Here is an 18,391-nt window from a genome sequence, read left to right as displayed (position 1 = left end):
AAAACCATGACAAACAGCAACCTCATACTGATAGTGGATGACGAAGTGCAAATAAGACGCCTGCTCGAAATAACCCTTAATGCCAATGGTTACAAGGTGGCAGAGGCAAGCACCGGCAAAGAGGGCATAGTGGCGGCAGCTACTTTAAATCCGTCCCTTATTTTGCTTGATTTGGGTCTTCCGGATGAGGATGGTCAAAGTGTGCTGAAAAAGTTGAGGGAGTGGTATTCCCATCCCATCATTATCCTATCAGTACGAAATTTGGAAGACGATATAGTGCAGGCACTGGACAACGGGGCCAACGATTATCTTACCAAGCCTTTTCGCAGTGGCGAGCTGCTTGCACGCATACGCTCGGCTTTCAGGCAGGTTCAGCAAAACGAGAATACCGATACCGTTCTCGTTTATTCCACTCTGCAAATAGATTTGGTAAACCATATTGTTCATAAAGAGGACGAAATTATCAAACTTACTTCTACCGAATTTTCGCTGTTAGTACTACTGGCAAAAAATCCGAGCAAAGTACTCACCCATCATTATATATTAAAGGAAATCTGGGGACATGGCTATACCGGACAAACGCAATACTTGCGGGTTTTTGTGGCACAACTACGCAAAAAAATAGAAGACAACCCGGCTAAACCCGAGCATATTATTACCGAATCTGGCATAGGATACCGGTTTAACTGACCCCTCTCATTTTTCTCCAAGAAAGCATAACAGGTTTGATAGACTCTGATTCTTAAAAGTTCATATTTTATCCTCGTGAGTGCAGGCCAGAGGTGCGAAATTGTAAACTTTGCGTAATAACCTAAGTTCAGGTTAATGATTGTTTTAAACAAATTATAAAAAATGTAACTTAGATTTAGGACTTATTTAATGATACCGTTGCAAAAACCTTTTTTACCCTCGTGAGTTTATAATTTTACCACACTTTTTTACCCGGAATATTAATTTTAGCCGGTTTGCAACCGTTATGGTATTTTATCTATTTTTACGCAGTCTAAATAATCAGGAAATAATAATGCAATATACAGAGAATCAGATTTTAAATGCTTTACAAACAGTTCACGATCCCGACCTCAAAAAGGATTTGGTGAGTCTTGGGATGATTGAAAACATCAAAACCGAAGAAAATAAAATCAGCTTCAGCGTGGTTCTTACCACACCCGCCTGCCCTATGAAGTCGTTGATAAAACAGAATTGTATCAATGCTATTCATAACCTTATTGATACCAATGCCAATGTGGAAATAGAAATGACCTCGCGGGTAACCACCCGCCGTAGCACAACCGAAAGTATGCTTCGAAATGTTAAAAATATCATTGCCGTGGCTTCAGGAAAAGGTGGAGTAGGCAAATCAACAGTAGCAGCAAACCTTGCAGTAGCATTATCAAAAACCGGGGCAAAAACCGGTTTGTTAGATGCTGACATTTATGGTCCTTCGGTTCCGTTGATGTTCGATTTGATGAACGGGCATCCTTCAGTTGTTGAAGAAAATGGAAAACAGATAATGATCCCGTTACAGAAATATGGAATAAAATTGCTTTCCATTGGTTTTTTTGTTGACCCTGCCAAAGCATTGCTCTGGAGAGGGCCTATGGCTTCCAATGCACTCAGCCAGTTGTTTCACGATTCGGAATGGGGCGAACTGGATTACCTGGTGGTTGACATGCCTCCCGGAACTGGTGACATCCATCTTACTTTGGTGCAGCAGGTTCCCGTTACGGGGGTTTGCATTGTGAGCACTCCGCAGGAAGTTGCCCTGGCTGATGCACGCAAGGCATTGAGCATGTTCACACAGGAAAATGTAAATGTGCCTGTTTTGGGTCTTATCGAAAACATGTCGTATTTTACACCTGCCGAACTGCCAACAAATAAATATTACATTTTTGGAAAAGAAGGAGGTAAACGTCTTGCCGAAGAAACCGGCGTGCCCCTGCTTGGTCAAATCCCGCTCGTTGAAAGCATCTGCGAGTCGGGCGACAATGGAAACCCTATTGCCCTGGATGAAAGTTCTGCCACCGGCATAGCTTTCCATACTCTTGCTCAAAATGTAGCCCGATATGTAGCAATCCGCAATGTCAGCCTTCCTGCAACAAAACCTGTTATCCTGCAACAATAAATTAAATTTTTACACGATAATTTTTCAAAAAAATGAATACAAATCCCGAATTAACTGCTAAAGTTAAAAATGTTATTGACCAAATCCGTCCTTACCTTCAGGCTGACGGAGGCGATATCCGTTTTATTGAATTAACAAGCGAAAACGTCGTTAAAGTCGAACTTCAGGGGGCATGTGGTTCGTGCCCTTACAGCCAGATGACTCTGAAGAACGGGGTGGAAGAAGCCGTTAAGAAAGCCATTCCCGAAATAGTGGCTGTGGATTCTATCTAAAAAAGATATTTTCCCACAATAGGCATCCTTCTGCCCATGCCAAATGCCTTTGGTGAAGTGCGGAGTATTGGAGGTGTTTGGTAACGTTTCCATTCGTTGGTATTTACCATTCGAAGCACTTTTCGTACAATAGTTTCGTCAAAGCCTGCGTCAATGAGTTCACGCGGGCTTTTTCTTTCTTCAATATATTGGAAGAGAATTCGGTCGAGTATGGAATATTCGGGTAGTGAATCCGAATCTTTTTGCCCAGGACGTAATTCAGCCGAAGGAGGTTTTATAATAGTGTTTTCTGGAATGATTTCGCCGTTGCGGTTCAGGTAACGTGCAAGGGCAAACACATCAGTTTTGTATACATCGCCCAAAACCGACAAGCCGCCGCACATGTCGCCATACAGAGTGCCATAACCCACAGCAGCTTCGCTTTTATTAGAGGTATTCAAAAGAATATATCCAAATTTATTCGAAAGTGCCATCAGAATTACGGCGCGTATGCGTGCCTGTACATTTTCCTCTGCCAATCCGAAAGGCAAACCGGCAAAGTAGGGTTGTAAAGTGTTTTCAAGGCTTTTATAAGCTTCTTCAATGCTGATAATGTGGTAAGAGACATTGAGATTTTCGGCTAATAAACGTGCGTCGTTCACCGAATGGTTGCTCGAAAAACGGGACGGGAGCAACACTGCGAGGCAATTCTTATTTCCCAGAGCCTGCGAAGCCAAAGCAAGGGTAACTGCCGAATCAATACCTCCAGACAAACCCAGTATAGCTTTCTGAAAACCCATTTTCCCGAAATAATCATGAATACCCAAAACAAGCGCATCGTGTATCCATTGTATTTTATCTGCCTTTGTGCCGGAATAACCCGTATCAGCAGTTTTTTCATCAATATCAATTATCTTGAAATCTTCTTCAAAATAGCTGAGTTCGCTGCTGATGTTTCCGTTTTTATCCACCACCAGTGAGCCCCCGTCGAAAATCAGCTCAGTTTGTGCACCCACGTGGTTTACATACACTAACGGCAGACCATATTTTTGGGCATTGCGTGTGAGTACCGATTTCCGGACGGCATCCTGGTTGTAATGAAAAGGAGATGCAGCAATATTAATCATCATCGTAGGACGCTGGTCGGAAAGTACATCCATAGGTGTTACTGTGTAAAGAGGGTCATTATCAATATTCCATAGGTCTTCGCAAATTGTAAGTGCAATTTTTTGATCATGGTAATTGATAACCTCAAAATTACGGTTAGGTTCAAAATAGCGGTATTCGTCGAATACATCATAATTAGGAAGCAACGATTTATGCCGTATTGCCCAAACTTTACCTTCTGCAAGAAAATATGCCGAATTGAAAAGAGGTTTCCCTTTTTCGTTGGGATTGATACCGGGCGCACCTATTATGGCTGCGATGCCTGTACATTCGCAAGCAATTTCGTCAATGCCGTTGTGGCATTGCTCGATGAAATCGGAAAATTCAAGAAAATCACGGGGGGGATACCCACAAACGGATAATTCAGCAAAAACAACAATATCTGCCTGGCATTCTTTTGCCTTGCGAATAGTATTTTTTATTTTTAAAACATTGGCAGCAAAGTTACCAACATGGTAATTGAGCTGGGCAAGAGCAATTTTCATCTGTAAAAATTATGGGTTGATGAGGATGCCAAGGGTGAGTTCCACTGTGTTGCCAATGGCAAAGGGATCAACATCATTCAAGTAGTAATTGTCAAAGGACAGCACGTTGGTGAAGCCATTGTCGAAACGGATACCAAAAACCAATGTACTGAAACCTTCAATTTTATATTCTACCCCTGCTTCAAGAAGAAGTGATAGCCGTATTTTTGAAATATCGTCATAAATATTTTTATTCTCACTGCCTTTGGTTTGCGTTCCCGAATAAAAATCTTCATCGGTTTTGGCAGAGATTAAAAATCCGGTACCCAGTCCAATCTGACCATAATACCGGAAATATCCAAGTTCGTTGGTGCGAAGTTTCAATGTAAGAGGAATCTGTAAATATTTAAGTGAATATTTCCGGTGATTCCAGCCTTCAAGCAAAATTGAATCGGGAGGTATAGCCATTTGCTCACGGTATTTCAATTCTCCCCTGTTTTGCAATACGTTAAATCCTGTAACAAGCAAATAGTTTTCGGTAAGTTCAAATTCGCTGACGAAGCCCCATGAAAACCCCAGATGTGAACCCTTTGACACAAAATCTTCGGCATCAGGTTTCAGCCATCCCAGGTTGGGCGCAATACGAAAACCAAGGTTATAATTGGTCTTTTGCGCCCCGGCATGTATACTCACCATCAGAAAAATAAGAATAAACAAAACGTAATTACGTTGTTTCCGTAGTAAGTTTATATTAATAAGGTGTGAGGTAGCTCGCTTGCAACAATCTTTATCCTTGTTTACTGGGGTTAAATACATTTGTTTCATGTGAAAAATTTTAGAAGTAAGGAAGCAAAAATAAAATAAAGTTCCAGAAGTTGTATAAATAAAGGAATAACCATACCCTTATCATCGTCTGAAAGGCATCGGTCTCTTAGTTAAACCAGCCAAACCCAAGGGCAGCCGTAGCCGAACTGTACCCACCCGGGGCATAAGTGCCCTGGATAGTAAGACTTACGATGGCTAATTTCAAACGGAAACCAGCATTGATACCCAATTGCGAAGTATTGGTTTTTATATCAACAGGTTTTTCGATATGGGCTATTTCATATTCATCATTTTCTAAAGGTTTTACGTAAGGATAGTACCCTGACATGTCGAGACTGCTTGAGGATGAAGAAAAGTTTATTCCTCCAAACACAGTAAGAACGGAAACTTTTTTGGAAACAATAATTCCGGCATTCCAGGAAGTAGTATTAAAATTTATTTTCTGAGCATCATAATCCTTCGGCTCGGGATTGTTGTAGCCACCCGGAAGGTCTTCTGGGGTAAGAAAAGGACCCTTGGCGTATAAACCTGTGTTTGCATAGGCAGCATAAACCGACATACTGATAGGCAGCTTTTTAAAATAGGGAATCCATTGTTTGATGTCGTGCTTGATTCCCAGTCCCCACGAGCTGGTGTACAACGATTGGTCGCCCGTAACCGGCACTTTTATTTCAGGGAGAAAACGCAGCATAAGTTCCGTATTTTTTATTAACCCTACATTGATTTGCGGAACTATCCCCGGCATAAAATTGATTCCCGCCGTTGGTATCACCTGGGTACGCGTAACTTTTAAACTATCTGCATATCCTGGTACACTTGCCAATACCTGAATTTTTGCCTGCTGATTCTTTTTCCCAAAAACAGTAGGAACTTTTTCGGGAGAACCAGGAGCAGTTTGTAAATAACGAAGATTTAAATCGTTAAAATTAAAACTTTGATCGCTTTTAGGGCAGAAGGAAGCAGTTCCCACAAAACGGATATCAAAACGTCCGAGGTTCAGGGGGTCGGCAGTACTGTACCATCCATTGTTATAGTTATTACCTATGGCTTTCAGCATAGGACCACCATATGCTTTCACAATAGTATTCACATCTTCTTTGCTTTGATTGATAAAATCAGCAAATTCTTCCTGCGCTTTCAACACCGGAGAAGCTCCAAACATTACAAGAAACAAAACAGGGAAAAGCATTCTTAAAAAATAATTGTTTTTCATAGTATATGATTTTAAAGTTTCACGTAATAAAAGTACAAATTTTTTATGCAACCTGATTTTTTTATTAAAATATTATTCCTATAGGTTTTGTCAGTAATTTGTGTAAATCCATTATCTTTGCAGGTGAAACAAACAGGAAGACTTAAAATAGGCTTCCTTTATTATAAAATTATACCCATGAAAAAATACTTTTTGTTAACAATAGTGTTGCTTGCAGCAACATGGGGTTTTTCGCAAAATCCTTTATCTTTTGGGATAAAAGCAGGTTTTACATCTTCAAAATTGAACAGTGATGTTGATGAAACAAAAGATGCTGTTCTCGGTTACCAGTTTGGAGTATTTGGTCGCTTAAGTGCCAAAAAAATGTACATCCAGCCCGAAATATATTTTACAAAAAAAGGTGGCGAATTAAAAGCCGACGGAGGGGATACCCATTACAGTATTACGATGAATACCGTTGATATTCCATTGCTTATTGGTTATAAACTGGCAGATGCCAAGCTTGCCAACTTACGGGTGATGGCAGGACCTGTAGCTTCGTTTGTGTACGATAAGAATATTGACACCAAAACAGGTGTAAAATTTCCAAAAAATGATTTGGAAGATGCAAGCTGGGCAATACAGGCAGGTGCAGGCATAGATGTTTTGATGTTTACTCTCGACGTTCGTTATGAATGGGGTGTTAAAGATATATACAAACCTTCTGATCAGGATTTTAAAAACAATATCTTTTTGGTAAGCCTCGGCTGGAAAATTTACTAAAACAGTTGTCTCTTTATGAAAACAATAAAAACACTGCCGCTGTTATTACTGGCAGCAGGGTTGTGTTTTGCCTTTATTGCAGGATGCAAAAGTTCCACAAAAGGGAAGGTTGATGTTTCGGATGTTAAAAATATCCCCGTTTACATCTTCCGTTTTGATTCTGCCCTTTTTACCGTTGACCCCGGTAATTTGCAGGAACAATTGAAAACCCTTGCCCCGAAGTTTCCGTTTTTCTTGGGGGGCGATTTGGATGACACCTTAAATTTAATGCAAATGCACGACTTTATCACCGATCCCGAGGTGATACAGGTAAGCCGGTACTGTCAGGTATTGTACCCCGATCTTTCCGGTATTGAATTGGCTTTTACCGAAGCTTTCCGGTATTACAGGCATTATTTTCTCGGCAAACCACAACCTGCTGTTTATACCTATGTGTCTAATTATGCCGATGTGGAATTCCCTGTTAAATACATTGACAGTACCTTGATAATTGCATTGGATATGTATCTGGGTAAAAAATTCAAATCCTATCTCGAAACAGGTATTCCTGTGTATAAAATAAACCGGATGAGTCGCGAATTTATTCTCCCTGATTGTATGAAAGAGATTGCTTCCACCGATTTAATACCCGATATGGATAACAAAACCCTGCTCGACGAAATGATACGTGAAGGGAAAAAACTGTATTTTGCCGATCTTACCCTTCCTGCCCTCAGCGACGAGGTGAAAATAGGATACACTTCTTCGCAACTGAAATGGTGCTTCGAAAATGAGGAAAATATATGGATATTTATGATTGAAAATAAGTTACTGTATTCAACGTATTTTCAGGCTTTCAGCAAGTTTGTAACCGATGGACCTTTTACTGCTGATTTTTCTACCGAATCGCCTGCAAAAACCGGAAACTGGATAGGATGGCAAATAGTCCGTGCATACATGAAAAACAATCCAGATGTTACCCCTATGCAACTGATGAAAAATCAAGATTCGCAACGTATTTTAACAGAGGCACATTATAAACCAGGGAAATAATTTTTCTAATTTAGGTTCATTTAAAAATTTCACAGGTTAATATACCTTATTATTCTTTTATGTATAGCTAATCTTCTCTGCAAAATAATTGTTTGAATAAAAACATAGTATTTCGTAATAAGCGGTTTATCTGTGCTTTTGATTTTTTGACTTTGTAGAATGTTTATAAATAATACAAATGGTAATGAAACTTTTAATTTTTATTTAATTATATAACAATACTATATGTGATAATATGCACTTGGTTTTTAGTTGTTACAAAAAAAATTTGTTTTAAAAGATAAATTTTGAAATTTATTATTAAAAAAGGTTTTATATTTGTGCTTGTATAAGTAATTTTTAATAGTTGATATTTTATTAAACTTTTAATGATTGTATAATAATACTATTTTTTTATTATTATAAATGCTTATTTGTTGTTTAATTTTTTAATAAAATTCAAATTTTTCAAATTATTTGTATTATAATTATCAAATTTAGTGTTATTTAAATATATTAAAGAGGTAACTATCAAAATAAAAAATATTTTTAATTTAATATTAACTAACAATAATAAATTAACTGATTAATTAATTTAAAATTCATTACTTATGGGAAAACAAGTAAAAGGAACCTCTACGGCTCCATTAATTCTTGGAATTATTGGCTTTGTTGTAAGTATTCCATCAATCGTGTGCTCTGCAGTTTGCGCCGTAGCTACTGCTGGCATAGGTACACCCGGCTTGATTGCTGTTATTTTAGCAGGTTTAATCGGCTTAATTTTTGGTATTCTTGCAAAATCACAGCCCGTAATTTCAGGGATAGCCATGATTATTGCTGCTGTAATAGCTTTAGTAGCAATATTCCTTTGCCCTGCTGCATGGTTCTGGAACTTGGCAATGCTTATTCTCTTCCTTATCGGAGGTATAATGGCTATTACCAAAAAAGAAGAAGTTGACGTACCTTAATCGGGTATTTTTTTAAATTGAAAGGGGTTGATAAATATTTTATTAACCTCTTTTTTTTAATAATACACTATGCTAAAAATAATAAAATTATTTGATAATGTTTCAATAGGCTCATATAATATATGTCTTGGTTTAGGTATGATTGCTGCCTTTTTATTTCTCGACAGCCAGATGAAGAAAGAAAAAATATCGCAAAAAACTGAGTCCCAATTTTACATTTCGTTGATTTGCGCTTTTATTATAGGTTTCATAGGTGCCGATATTTTTGAATTTTTATTTCATCACGACAAGCCATTTACCATACATAATCTTCTGCAAAGTGGTATAACTTTTTATGGCGGATTTGTTACAGGTATTTTAGTTTTTTTACTTATTTCTTATTTTTTAAAATTAAATATTTTATTTTTTATTAACTTTTCGATACCATCACTGGTTGTTGCCCATGCATTTGGCAGAATAGGATGCTTTTTGGGCGGGTGCTGCTTCGGTTGCCCTACAAATTCAATATTCGGTGTTGTATTTCCTAAAAACAGCCTCCCTTACGATTTTTATAAAGGTGCTCTTCCAATTCATCCCACACAATTATATGAAAGCATATTCCTCTTTTTATTATTTTTTATATTAATTAAATATATTTCATTTAATTACCGAACAATAGTTTATCTAATATTTTATGGAATTTTCAGATTTTTATTGGAATATTTAAGAGGCGACGACCGGGGATCAATTTTAAACTCATCCTTATCACCATCCCAGATAATTAGTATTATTTTATTTATTTCGGGTATTTTATTATTCTTTATTGCAAAAAATAATCAACAAAAAAAGAATTTATTTTAGTATTATAATATTTAAAATATAAAGTACCTTTGACAAATAATCAGTTTTTTTACCACTGAATTTTTCAAGTTCAAGTACTTGTCCGAAATGCCTTATCAGAGTCATTATCAATGACTCATTCATTTTGGGGGTTAATTAAAAAATGTTATTTTAGGTGCTGGGCAACGGTATTCCAGTTTATCAGATTCCAGAAATCGCTGATGTAATCCGGACGGCGGTTCTGTTTGTCCAGATAATAAGCATGTTCCCATACATCGCAGGTTAACAATGGAATAAACCCGTTTCGCAAAGGATTTCCGGCATTGCTTTCCTGGATAATTTCGAGTTTGCCATCGGCATTTTTAACCAGCCATGCCCAGCCAGATCCAAAAAGGGTGGCTGCGGCAGCACTGAATTTTTCTTTAAAAGTAGCAAACGAGCCAAAATCGCGATTAATCCTGTCGGCAAGCAAACCGGAAGGTTCACCTCCTGCATTGGGAGCTAAGCAACTCCAGTAAAAAGTATGATTCCATACCTGGGCGCCATTGTTAAAAATACCACCGGTAGCACGTTTTACAATTTCTTCGAGGGTGGCGTTTTCAAATTCGGTACCGGGAACCAGTTTGTTAAGATTGGTTACATAAGCCTGATGATGTTTACCATAGTGAAACTCAATGGTATTTTTGGAAATATACGGTTCCAAAGCATCCATGGCGTAAGGAAGAGAAGGTAATTCAAAAAGCATAGTTATAAGATTTAAAGTTGTTTATTGTAAAACATGAAGAAATTACAAAAGTTCAATTGCTTTCAAAAATGTTTTATCCGTTTTAAGATAAATGGGATAAAATCCCTGGTCGTCCAGAATATTTCTGCTAATGAAAGCTTTTATGAGCTGCTTAATCCGTTCGTCGGAGCCAGGTTTGTCGCTGGTAACCTTTTTAATATTGTTTTTGGCAGCAAGTTGTAAAAATTCGTTCCACATAGAGGGAGTTACCTGGAAATTTTCATTAAAATCATGCCAGTTTTTAAAACGTCCAAGTGCCTTGCGGTTTTTGTCGGTGTAATCAAAGGCATACTGGTAAACCAATCCCTTATTAAACACTCCTATGTAAAACTTAGAATTTTCGTTTCTATCTAAGGGGATATACACATCGGGCATAATGCCGCCGCCGCCGTAAACGATACGTCCTTTGGGAGTTTTAAATTTGAGAGAATCTTCAAATTTTATGCTGTCGGCATTTTCCATTTCCCCATCAAGGTAACGCTGGTAAGCTTCGTTATAATACTGTTCAATGCCGTTTTTATAAGGTTTCTGAATACATCTGCCTGTCGGAGTGTGGTAGCGTGCAATGGTAAGGCGAACGGCAGACCCATCGGGTAAATCAAGCTGACGCTGTACCAATCCTTTGCCAAAAGAACGGCGTCCGACGATGGTTCCCCGATCGTTGTCCTGGATGGCTCCGGCAAGAATTTCGCTGGCAGAAGCCGAGCCTTCGTCAATTAAAACTACCAAAGGTTCATTTTCAAAAATTCCTTCACCACTGGCAAAGGCTTTTTCCCGTTTCTGATGTAACCCTTCCGTATAAACAATCAATTTCTTATTGGGGAGAAATTCGTCGGCAAGCCCGATGGCGGCATCCAGAAAACCGCCCGAATTGCCTCTTAAATCGAGTATCATCTTTTTCATTCCTTCGGCTTTTAATTTGCTGGCAGCTTCCAGGAATTCTTTGTGGGTAGTAGCCGAAAACTTGCTGATTTTGATGTATCCAATACCAGGTTTGGGCATATAAGCAATGTCAATGCTGTAGGTTGGAATTACATCACGCAGGATGGTGTAGTCAGCGAGTCCGTGAATTCCGCGACGTAAAATACTTGCTTTCACCTTGGTTCCACGGGGACCTTTCAGCTTTTTCATCACTTCACGTTCGGTAATTTTCATTCCGGCTACATTTTTGCCATCTACTTTTACGATACGGTCGCCAGCCATTATCCCCACTTTTTCCGACGGTCCTCCGGGTATAGTATTCACCACGAAAATGGTGTCTTTTTCTATCCTGAACTGTATGCCTATCCCTTCAAATTTACCCATCAACGGGTCGTTAGCTTCTTTGAAATCTTCTGCAGTAATGTATTGCGAATGTGGATCCAGGCTTTCAAGCATACCTTCGATAGCGGAAGCTTCCAACTTTTCGCTGTTAACCGTATCTACATATTCTTCTGAAATATATTGTAATACATTTGTGATTTTGTCTTTTCTTCCTGCATCTCTCTGTTTGTTAAGAGAATTGCCAATAAATATTCCGGTAGCCAGCATAAGGGCAAGTAGAATGGGCAAATACACTGAAAATTTTTTATTTCCCATATATTATGAATTTTTAGAAGATACAATAACGGGTAAAAGTAGGCAAATGTTTTCGCAACTAAAAAATGTATTCCAATTAAAAAAGCTTTCCTGAAAACAAGAAAGCTCTATCAATGTGTACCCGGAGCCGGAATCGAACCGGCACGAGTGTTACCTCATTGGTTTTTGAGACCAACGCGTCTACCTATTCCGCCATCCGGGCATGGTAAAGAGCGAAAAGGGCAGCAAATATACAGTTTTTTTTGTTACTGCAAGTTTTTGCAATGGGGAAATATTTTAATTTAATGTATTGAATTATATCGTGCTATTTTTGCAGGGTAATTAAAATTTATTACTTTTGTGCCCTCAAAATACGGATAAAGCATTATTAAAATTGGTATAAAATGGCAACTATGGTCAACATTTTTTCAGGAAGGGCTACCCGCTATCTTTCCGAAAAAATTGCAGTAAGCTATGGAAAAAAATTAGGTGATGTAAAATTTACCGATTTTTCGGATGGTGAATTTCAACCCTCTTATGAGGAAAACATCCGGGGAAACGATATTTTCATCATTCAGTCCACTTTTCCGCCTTCAGATAACCTTTTTGAATTGCTGCTAATGGTAGATGCTGCCAAAAGGGCATCGGCAAAACATATTGTTGCCGTAATTCCTTATTTTGGTTTTGCCCGCCAGGACCGCAAGGACAAGCCCCGTGTATCTATTGCCGCCAAATTAGTTGCAAACCTGATTACTGCTGCTGGAGTAAACCGTATTATTACCATTGATTTACATGCCGACCAAATTCAGGGATTTTTCGACCTTCCGGTTGATCATCTGTTTGCTTCCTCAATTTTTATTCCCTACATAAGGCAAATGCACATACCAAACCTTGTGTTTGCTTCTCCCGATACCGGGGGTACCCGCAGGGCAGCCGCTTATGCAAAGATTATGGAAGTACCTTTTGTTATTTGTTATAAACAACGTACTAAACCCAACCAGATTGACGACATGGCACTCATAGGCGATGTAAAAGGAAAAGACGTTATTTTACTGGATGATATTGTAGATACAGCTACTACCCTTACCAAAGCAGCCAAACTGATGGAAGAAAACGGAGCTTCAAGTGTGCGGGCATTTGTTACCCATCCCGTTTTATCGGCAAGTGCCTGCGAAAAAATTGAAAAATCAGTATTTAAAGAAATATTTGTTACTGATACCATACCCCAGAGATGCCAAAACAATAAAATAAAAGTACTGAGTTGTGCCGATATGCTTGCTGATGTCATTGGCAGAGTACACCGGCATCAGTCTATCAGTTCTATTTTTAAATTTTAACGAAATCATTTAATCTTAATTTATAATCTTAACACAATTACTTATGAAATCAGTATCTATTAGCGGTTCCCTCCGTGGGAACGTAGGGAAAAAAGATGCAAAAAGAAACCGTATGCAGGGAAAAGTTCCTTGTGTTTTGTATGGTGGAAAAGAACAGTTGCATTTTGTTGCCGATGCGAAAGAATTCGACAAACTCCTGTTTACCCCCAACACTTTTCTTGTACAACTTGTTGTGGACGGTAAAGAAATTAATGCCACCCTTCAGGACATACAGTACCATCCGGTAAACGACAGCATTCTGCATGCCGATTTTCTGGAACTCATTCCCGGCAAACCCGTTGTTATCAGCATTCCTTTAATTATTACCGGAACGGCTCCCGGAGTTTTGAAAGGTGGTAAGTTGCAGAAAAAATACAGGAAATTGAAAGTGAAAGGACTGGCTGAAAATCTTCCTGACGACATCACCATCAGCATTAACGACCTCGATATAGGACAAATGATAAAGATAAATGACATTAAGGTAGAAAATATCCAGTTACTTGATCTTGCCAGTTCGGTTGTAGCTAGTGTGGTTCCCACCCGTGCTGCTGCCGAAGGTACTACAGAAGTCGAAGCTCCTAAACAATAGTGAAATATCTTATTGCTGGACTCGGGAACGTAGGCGAAGAATACGCCAACACCCGCCACAACATCGGTTTTGTTGTGTTAGATGCGTTGGCACAGTCATTGCAGTCAACTTTCAGGGTTGAACGTTATGCTTATGTTTCCGAGTCCAAATTTAAAGGAAGAAATCTTATCCTTATAAAACCTTCCACTTATATGAATTTAAGCGGAAAGGCTTTTCGTTATTGGATGCAGGCAGCAAAAACTCCATTGGAAAACACCCTTGTGGTTACTGACGATATTGACCTTAACCCTGGTGCCATACGGATAAAAGCCCATGGAAGTGGCGGAAGCCACAACGGGATGAACCATATTATCGAAACTTTGGGCACCACCGAGTTTCCCCGGTTGCGCGTAGGCATTGGTAGCGATTTTGCCCGTGGATTCCAGGTGGAACACGTGCTGGGGCGCTGGACAAAACAGGAAGAAAAACTGATGTCAGAGCGGATTCCGCTAATTGTTGATGCTATTAAAAGCTTTGTTACAAGCGGGATTGATACTGCTATGAATTTCTATAACAATAAATAAGACTAAGAATAAAGTTGAGAAATAAGGTATTCCTCCCGCGCTTGTTTATTTATTAATATTCCCTATTTCAAATTCTTTTATTACATTAGCCGCATGATACGAATTATAGCTTTCGACTATAACGAAAAAACACTTTTTGAACAAGCGGCAAACATACGCCGTAAGGTCTTTGTGGAAGAACAAGGCGTTGACCCGATGCTCGAATACGATAATGAGGAAAAAGCGAACCATTACCTGGTGTTGTACAACGAAATTCCCGTTGGAGCTGCCCGCTGGCGCGAAACCGATAAAGGCATACAATTAGAGCGCTTTGCCGTGTTGCCCGAATTCAGAAACCGAGGTATAGGAACGGCTTTACTAAAAGAAGTGCTTGCTGACGTGGTTCCGATGGTAAAAAAAGTATATCTGCATGCTCAGGTGCGGGCAATGCCTTTTTATGAAAGGTATGGTTTTGTTAAAGAAGGTGCGTCTTTTATCGAGGCTGGAATAAAACATTTTGCAATGTATCTGCCATAATTACCGCAGTGCCCGATTTAAGCCTTTGAATATTCTTACTATTTATAATGCAATTACACACTTGTATATCGGCTAAACAAAAGTTAGAAATACCCAAAGTTTGGAATGCTTAAATTTTTGTAACTAATTAGTACTTAAAGTGAGCTATAGTTACAAATGCCTAAAGTACTTAATCAAGCACTGAAGCATTTAGCAAGTAATTGGAAAGCAATCTATAACTTTAGGCATTTTGAGATACTCCAAACTCAAGGCACTTATCATCATCATAAGTTGTTTAGCCTTCATCATAAGTTGTTTGGCATTCATCATAAGATGTTCAGGTTTTATCATAAGATGTTTGGTATTCATCCTTTAATGCTTAGCTTTCATCCTTTAATGCTTGGCTTTCATCTATTGATGTTTGATATTCATCCTTTAATACTTGGCTTTCATCCTTCAATGCTTGGCATTCATACATTAATGTTTGATATTCATATGTTATTGTTTGCATTTTATATATTGATGTAATGATAAACATCAATAATGTTTCAACCATCATATACCAATGTAACAGGTTTTATCATTAATGTAACATAAGTCATATACAATTTCTCTCGTTTCATATGTCAGTTTTATGAGCCTGCCGGCAGTTGGGTTTGCGATGCCTAACCTACATGCCGGTTACTAAGTAAACTTTTTATATAGCTAAGTAAGTTTTTTGTTTAAAGAGATAATACCTTTTATGGAAATTCATTAAAAAAGCTTTATTTAAAGGCTATTTTAAAATGGGCAATTTAAAAATATGAGGGAGTTGAATATACCTATACTAAAAAGTTGTATTTTTATAAAAGTTTTTGAACTATTTTTGATTCCATATGATAATAACTTAAAAATTTAGGCACTCCAAAATCGAGGCATTGTATAATAACATTAGAAATAAACACCATGAACAAAGAAAAATTAATCAACTCGGTATCGCAGGCTACGGGTTTGTCTGTAACGAATTTGACTCTGGCATTTGATAGTGCTGAAACCATTATTACCCAGACTTTGGTAGAGAGCACTGATGTTGACCTTAATGGTTTCGGAATGTTTTCCGTTGAAACAACGGAAGATGGTAAAAAAGTAAAATTCAAAGCCGGGAATACGCTTACCAAGGCAGTTTGCTAAAAGGTTAACCATTAAATTTAACTTTTCCCCTTATGGGTTAAGCCCTGTTTTCTGTTGTATGCATTTATATAACGGTTAAAAAATTACTGCTAATGAATAGTAAGTAACGTTGTATTACTATGAGCAGTACTAAACATTACAGCACGGTAAACCCAGATTTAACAAAACGGACTCTGACAAGATATGATGACTACCGATTAAAGAAAAATTATTCCCAACGGCGGTTCTCTCTTCTTTTTTTTCTTTTGAAACCACCATCATCTTTTTTCCCGAAACGGTCGTTAGAAGGTCTTCCTTCACCGGCAGGTTCCACCACCAATTCTTCACCATCCATTATGGCATTGCGAAAAGCTTTCAGAATTTCATTTTTGTGAGTGATATCGGCTTCAAAGATGGAAAACGTGCGCATGATCTCCACTTTACCTATGACGATGTTACGGTTGCGGACTACTTCGTTTATAACACCTATCAGGCGTGGCACGGTAAGATTAATATTATGCCCAATGTTGATGCGCATACGCGAAAACGCCATTTTCCCACCTCTACTTTTCCCACCTCTTTCTTCGTCTCTGCGAACATTCACGTTCAGGTCTTCCGAATCTTTATAATATTCAAGAAAACGGTTAAACTCAAGGGAAACAAAATGTTTTATCAGGTCTTCGCGACTCAGCCAATCGAGTTTTTTAAAGATGGCAGGCAGATATTGTTCAATCAGGGTTTCGTCCACTTCTATGCGTTCCACTTTGTCCACCAGGTTGAAAAGTTGCTTTTCGCAAACTTCCCTTCCATTGGGTATCATTTTCCGTTCAAACTTTTTGCTGCACATTTTTTCCAGAGTAGCAATCTTGTTGGTTTCGCGGGTATGAATAATTGAGATGGAAACACCGCGTTTACCGGCGCGTCCGGTACGTCCGCTACGGTGGATGTAAGCTTCCAGTTCATCAGGCAGGTTGTAATTGATGATGTGAGTGAGGTTGTGTACATCCAGTCCTCGGGCAGCCACGTCGGTAGCTATCAGCAGTTGCAGATTTTTTATCCGGAAACGGTTCATCACGTGGTCGCGCTGCGATTGAGACAGATCGCCATGCAAGGCATCGGCATTATAGCCGTCGGCAATCAGTTTGTCGGCAATTTCTTTGGTTTCCTGCCGTGTACGGCAAAAAACAATACCATAAATTTTCGGGTTAATGTCCACCACGCGTTTCAGGGCGAGGTAACGGTCTTTGGCATGAACGATATAATATTCATGATTTACATTTTCGGCACCGGCATTCCGTTTTCCCACCGAAATTTCGTCAGGATTATCCATGTATTTTTCAGCAATATCAAGAATATCTGCGGGCATAGTAGCCGAAAAAAGCAGTGTTTGTTTGTGCGGGGGTGTGTCGCTCAGTATCTGGTCGAGGTCTTCCTTAAAGCCCATGTTGAGCATTTCGTCGGCTTCGTCCAGCACCAGCCATTTGATGTTATTTACTTTCAGAACCTTTCTTTTGATGAGATCTAAAACGCGTCCCGGAGTTCCAACAACAATTTGTCCTCCTTCTTTCAGTTGTTTTATCTGCATGGAAATGTTCGCACCTCCGTACACAGCTATCACCTTGAAGTTGCTGATAAACTTTGAATATTTTTCTAAATCGGAAGTAATCTGCATGCACAGTTCACGGGTAGGACAAAGCACCAGTGTTTGTATTTTGTCCGACCGCATGTCGGTAAGTTGAATAAGCGGCATACCGTAAGCGGCAGTTTTCCCTGTTCCGGTTTGTGCCAGGGCAATCAAATCATTTTTGGAAGTTAAAAGAACGGGTATTGTTTCTTGTTGAATAGGTGTGGGCTCTTCAAACCCAAGCTCTGCAATAGCAGAAAGAATTTCCGGACAAAGCCCGGTTTCAGTAAATGATGACATTAAATTTCTCCTTGTATTATTCCGTTTCCACAAAAATTACTGACTTATGAACGGAATGATTTTTAAAATTATAATTGATAATACGGGAGAAAAACGTATATTTTTATTAAGAAAGATGCCAGTGTACCAACCATCCGTTTCCGTCCCGCTGAAAATGGCGGCAAAGGTAATGTTATTTTCCTATTAATGAACAAAAAGGAGAAAATAATCTGGTAAATAGATGTTTTTTGTCAAAAAAAGGGGCTCGCCTAAGGCAAAAATTGTATTTTTAACCTGTCGAAAAAATAATTATCTTTGAAATGTTATGACTTAAAAAATAAAGATATGAACCGAGCATGTTTATATAAAA

18 protein-coding genes and 1 tRNA gene are annotated in these 18,391 nt (G+C 38.7%); 11 read left to right on the top strand and 8 right to left on the bottom strand.

Annotated features, from left to right (window positions below; genetic code table 11):
- Positions 1-6: 6 nt before the first annotated feature.
- The 3 genes from M0R21_01205 to M0R21_01195 all read left to right on the top strand — a co-directional run bounded on the left by M0R21_01205 (position 7) and on the right by M0R21_01195 (position 2,397).
- Positions 7-690, top strand: coding sequence for a response regulator (locus M0R21_01205; GenBank protein MCK9616434.1), 684 nt, complete (start codon positions 7-9; stop codon positions 688-690).
- A gap of 334 nt (positions 691-1,024) precedes the next feature.
- On the top strand, positions 1,025-2,125 hold the full coding sequence (locus M0R21_01200) for an Mrp/NBP35 family ATP-binding protein (GenBank protein MCK9616433.1): 1,101 nt from the start codon (positions 1,025-1,027) through the stop codon (positions 2,123-2,125).
- Between the two features lie 32 nt (positions 2,126-2,157).
- Positions 2,158-2,397, top strand: a complete 240-nt coding sequence (locus M0R21_01195; protein ID MCK9616432.1) for a NifU family protein — start codon at positions 2,158-2,160, stop codon at positions 2,395-2,397.
- On the opposite strand, the gene M0R21_01190 is transcribed toward M0R21_01195, so the two are convergent.
- The 3 genes from M0R21_01190 to M0R21_01180 form a co-directional block, all read right to left on the bottom strand.
- On the bottom strand, positions 2,394-4,028 hold the full coding sequence (locus M0R21_01190) for an NAD+ synthase (protein ID MCK9616431.1): 1,635 nt from the start codon (positions 4,026-4,028) through the stop codon (positions 2,394-2,396). The genes M0R21_01195 and M0R21_01190 overlap by 4 nt on opposite strands.
- A gap of 9 nt (positions 4,029-4,037) precedes the next feature.
- Positions 4,038-4,832: a PorT family protein gene (locus M0R21_01185; protein MCK9616430.1), complete on the bottom strand. Its 795-nt coding sequence runs from the start codon at positions 4,830-4,832 to the stop codon at positions 4,038-4,040.
- Positions 4,833-4,938: 106 nt separating this feature from the next.
- The gene (locus M0R21_01180; GenBank protein MCK9616429.1) at positions 4,939-6,045 is read right to left on the bottom strand and encodes a hypothetical protein; all 1,107 of its coding nucleotides are present in this window, start codon (positions 6,043-6,045) and stop codon (positions 4,939-4,941) included.
- 177 nt (positions 6,046-6,222) lie between these two features.
- Between M0R21_01180 and M0R21_01175 the strand changes: the two genes are divergently transcribed.
- From M0R21_01175 to M0R21_01165, 3 genes are all read left to right on the top strand, one after another.
- A complete protein-coding gene (locus M0R21_01175) occupies positions 6,223-6,807 on the top strand; it encodes a PorT family protein (protein MCK9616428.1) in 585 nt (194 codons plus the stop codon).
- 15 nt (positions 6,808-6,822) lie between these two features.
- The gene (locus tag M0R21_01170; GenBank protein ID MCK9616427.1) at positions 6,823-7,839 is read left to right on the top strand and encodes a hypothetical protein; all 1,017 of its coding nucleotides are present in this window, start codon (positions 6,823-6,825) and stop codon (positions 7,837-7,839) included.
- Positions 7,840-8,429: 590 nt separating this feature from the next.
- The gene (locus M0R21_01165) at positions 8,430-8,786 is read left to right on the top strand and encodes a hypothetical protein (protein ID MCK9616426.1); all 357 of its coding nucleotides are present in this window, start codon (positions 8,430-8,432) and stop codon (positions 8,784-8,786) included.
- Between the two features lie 985 nt (positions 8,787-9,771).
- Here the strand turns inward: M0R21_01165 and M0R21_01160 are convergent.
- The 3 genes from M0R21_01160 to M0R21_01150 all read right to left on the bottom strand — a co-directional run bounded on the left by M0R21_01160 (position 9,772) and on the right by M0R21_01150 (position 12,169).
- The gene (locus M0R21_01160; protein ID MCK9616425.1) at positions 9,772-10,350 is read right to left on the bottom strand and encodes a superoxide dismutase [Fe]; all 579 of its coding nucleotides are present in this window, start codon (positions 10,348-10,350) and stop codon (positions 9,772-9,774) included.
- Between the two features lie 42 nt (positions 10,351-10,392).
- Positions 10,393-11,967 carry a S41 family peptidase gene (locus tag M0R21_01155; protein ID MCK9616424.1) on the bottom strand — a complete coding sequence of 525 codons (1,575 nt, stop codon included), beginning with the start codon at positions 11,965-11,967 and terminating at the stop codon, positions 10,393-10,395.
- 118 nt (positions 11,968-12,085) lie between these two features.
- A tRNA-Leu gene (locus M0R21_01150) sits at positions 12,086-12,169 on the bottom strand.
- Positions 12,170-12,350: 181 nt separating this feature from the next.
- Between M0R21_01150 and M0R21_01145 the strand changes: the two genes are divergently transcribed.
- From M0R21_01145 to M0R21_01130, 4 genes are all read left to right on the top strand, one after another.
- On the top strand, positions 12,351-13,283 hold the full coding sequence (locus tag M0R21_01145) for a ribose-phosphate pyrophosphokinase (protein MCK9616423.1): 933 nt from the start codon (positions 12,351-12,353) through the stop codon (positions 13,281-13,283).
- 43 nt (positions 13,284-13,326) lie between these two features.
- Positions 13,327-13,911, top strand: a complete 585-nt coding sequence (locus M0R21_01140; GenBank protein MCK9616422.1) for a 50S ribosomal protein L25/general stress protein Ctc — start codon at positions 13,327-13,329, stop codon at positions 13,909-13,911.
- Entirely contained in the window at positions 13,911-14,474 is a 564-nt protein-coding gene (pth, locus tag M0R21_01135; protein MCK9616421.1) for an aminoacyl-tRNA hydrolase, read from the top strand. Before M0R21_01140 ends, pth begins: the two co-directional genes overlap by 1 nt.
- Positions 14,475-14,567: 93 nt before the next feature.
- Entirely contained in the window at positions 14,568-14,990 is a 423-nt protein-coding gene (locus M0R21_01130; GenBank protein MCK9616420.1) for a GNAT family N-acetyltransferase, read from the top strand.
- A gap of 358 nt (positions 14,991-15,348) precedes the next feature.
- On the opposite strand, the gene M0R21_01125 is transcribed toward M0R21_01130, so the two are convergent.
- Complete coding sequence (locus M0R21_01125) at positions 15,349-15,528, bottom strand: hypothetical protein (protein ID MCK9616419.1); 180 nt, start codon at positions 15,526-15,528, stop codon at positions 15,349-15,351.
- A 386-nt stretch (positions 15,529-15,914) separates the two neighbouring features.
- Between M0R21_01125 and M0R21_01120 the strand changes: the two genes are divergently transcribed.
- Positions 15,915-16,139: an HU family DNA-binding protein gene (locus tag M0R21_01120; protein ID MCK9616418.1), complete on the top strand. Its 225-nt coding sequence runs from the start codon at positions 15,915-15,917 to the stop codon at positions 16,137-16,139.
- Positions 16,140-16,347: 208 nt separating this feature from the next.
- Here the strand turns inward: M0R21_01120 and M0R21_01115 are convergent, their stop codons facing one another.
- On the bottom strand, positions 16,348-18,042 hold the full coding sequence (locus M0R21_01115) for a DEAD/DEAH box helicase (GenBank protein MCK9616417.1): 1,695 nt from the start codon (positions 18,040-18,042) through the stop codon (positions 16,348-16,350).
- Positions 18,043-18,391: the final 349 nt, after the last annotated feature.

Source organism: Lentimicrobiaceae bacterium (assembly GCA_023227965.1).
Lineage (GTDB): Bacteria > Bacteroidota > Bacteroidia > Bacteroidales > JALOCA01 > JALOCA01.
Note: the sequence above shows the minus strand (reverse complement) of the source record. Positions and strands in the feature narration are given on the sequence as shown.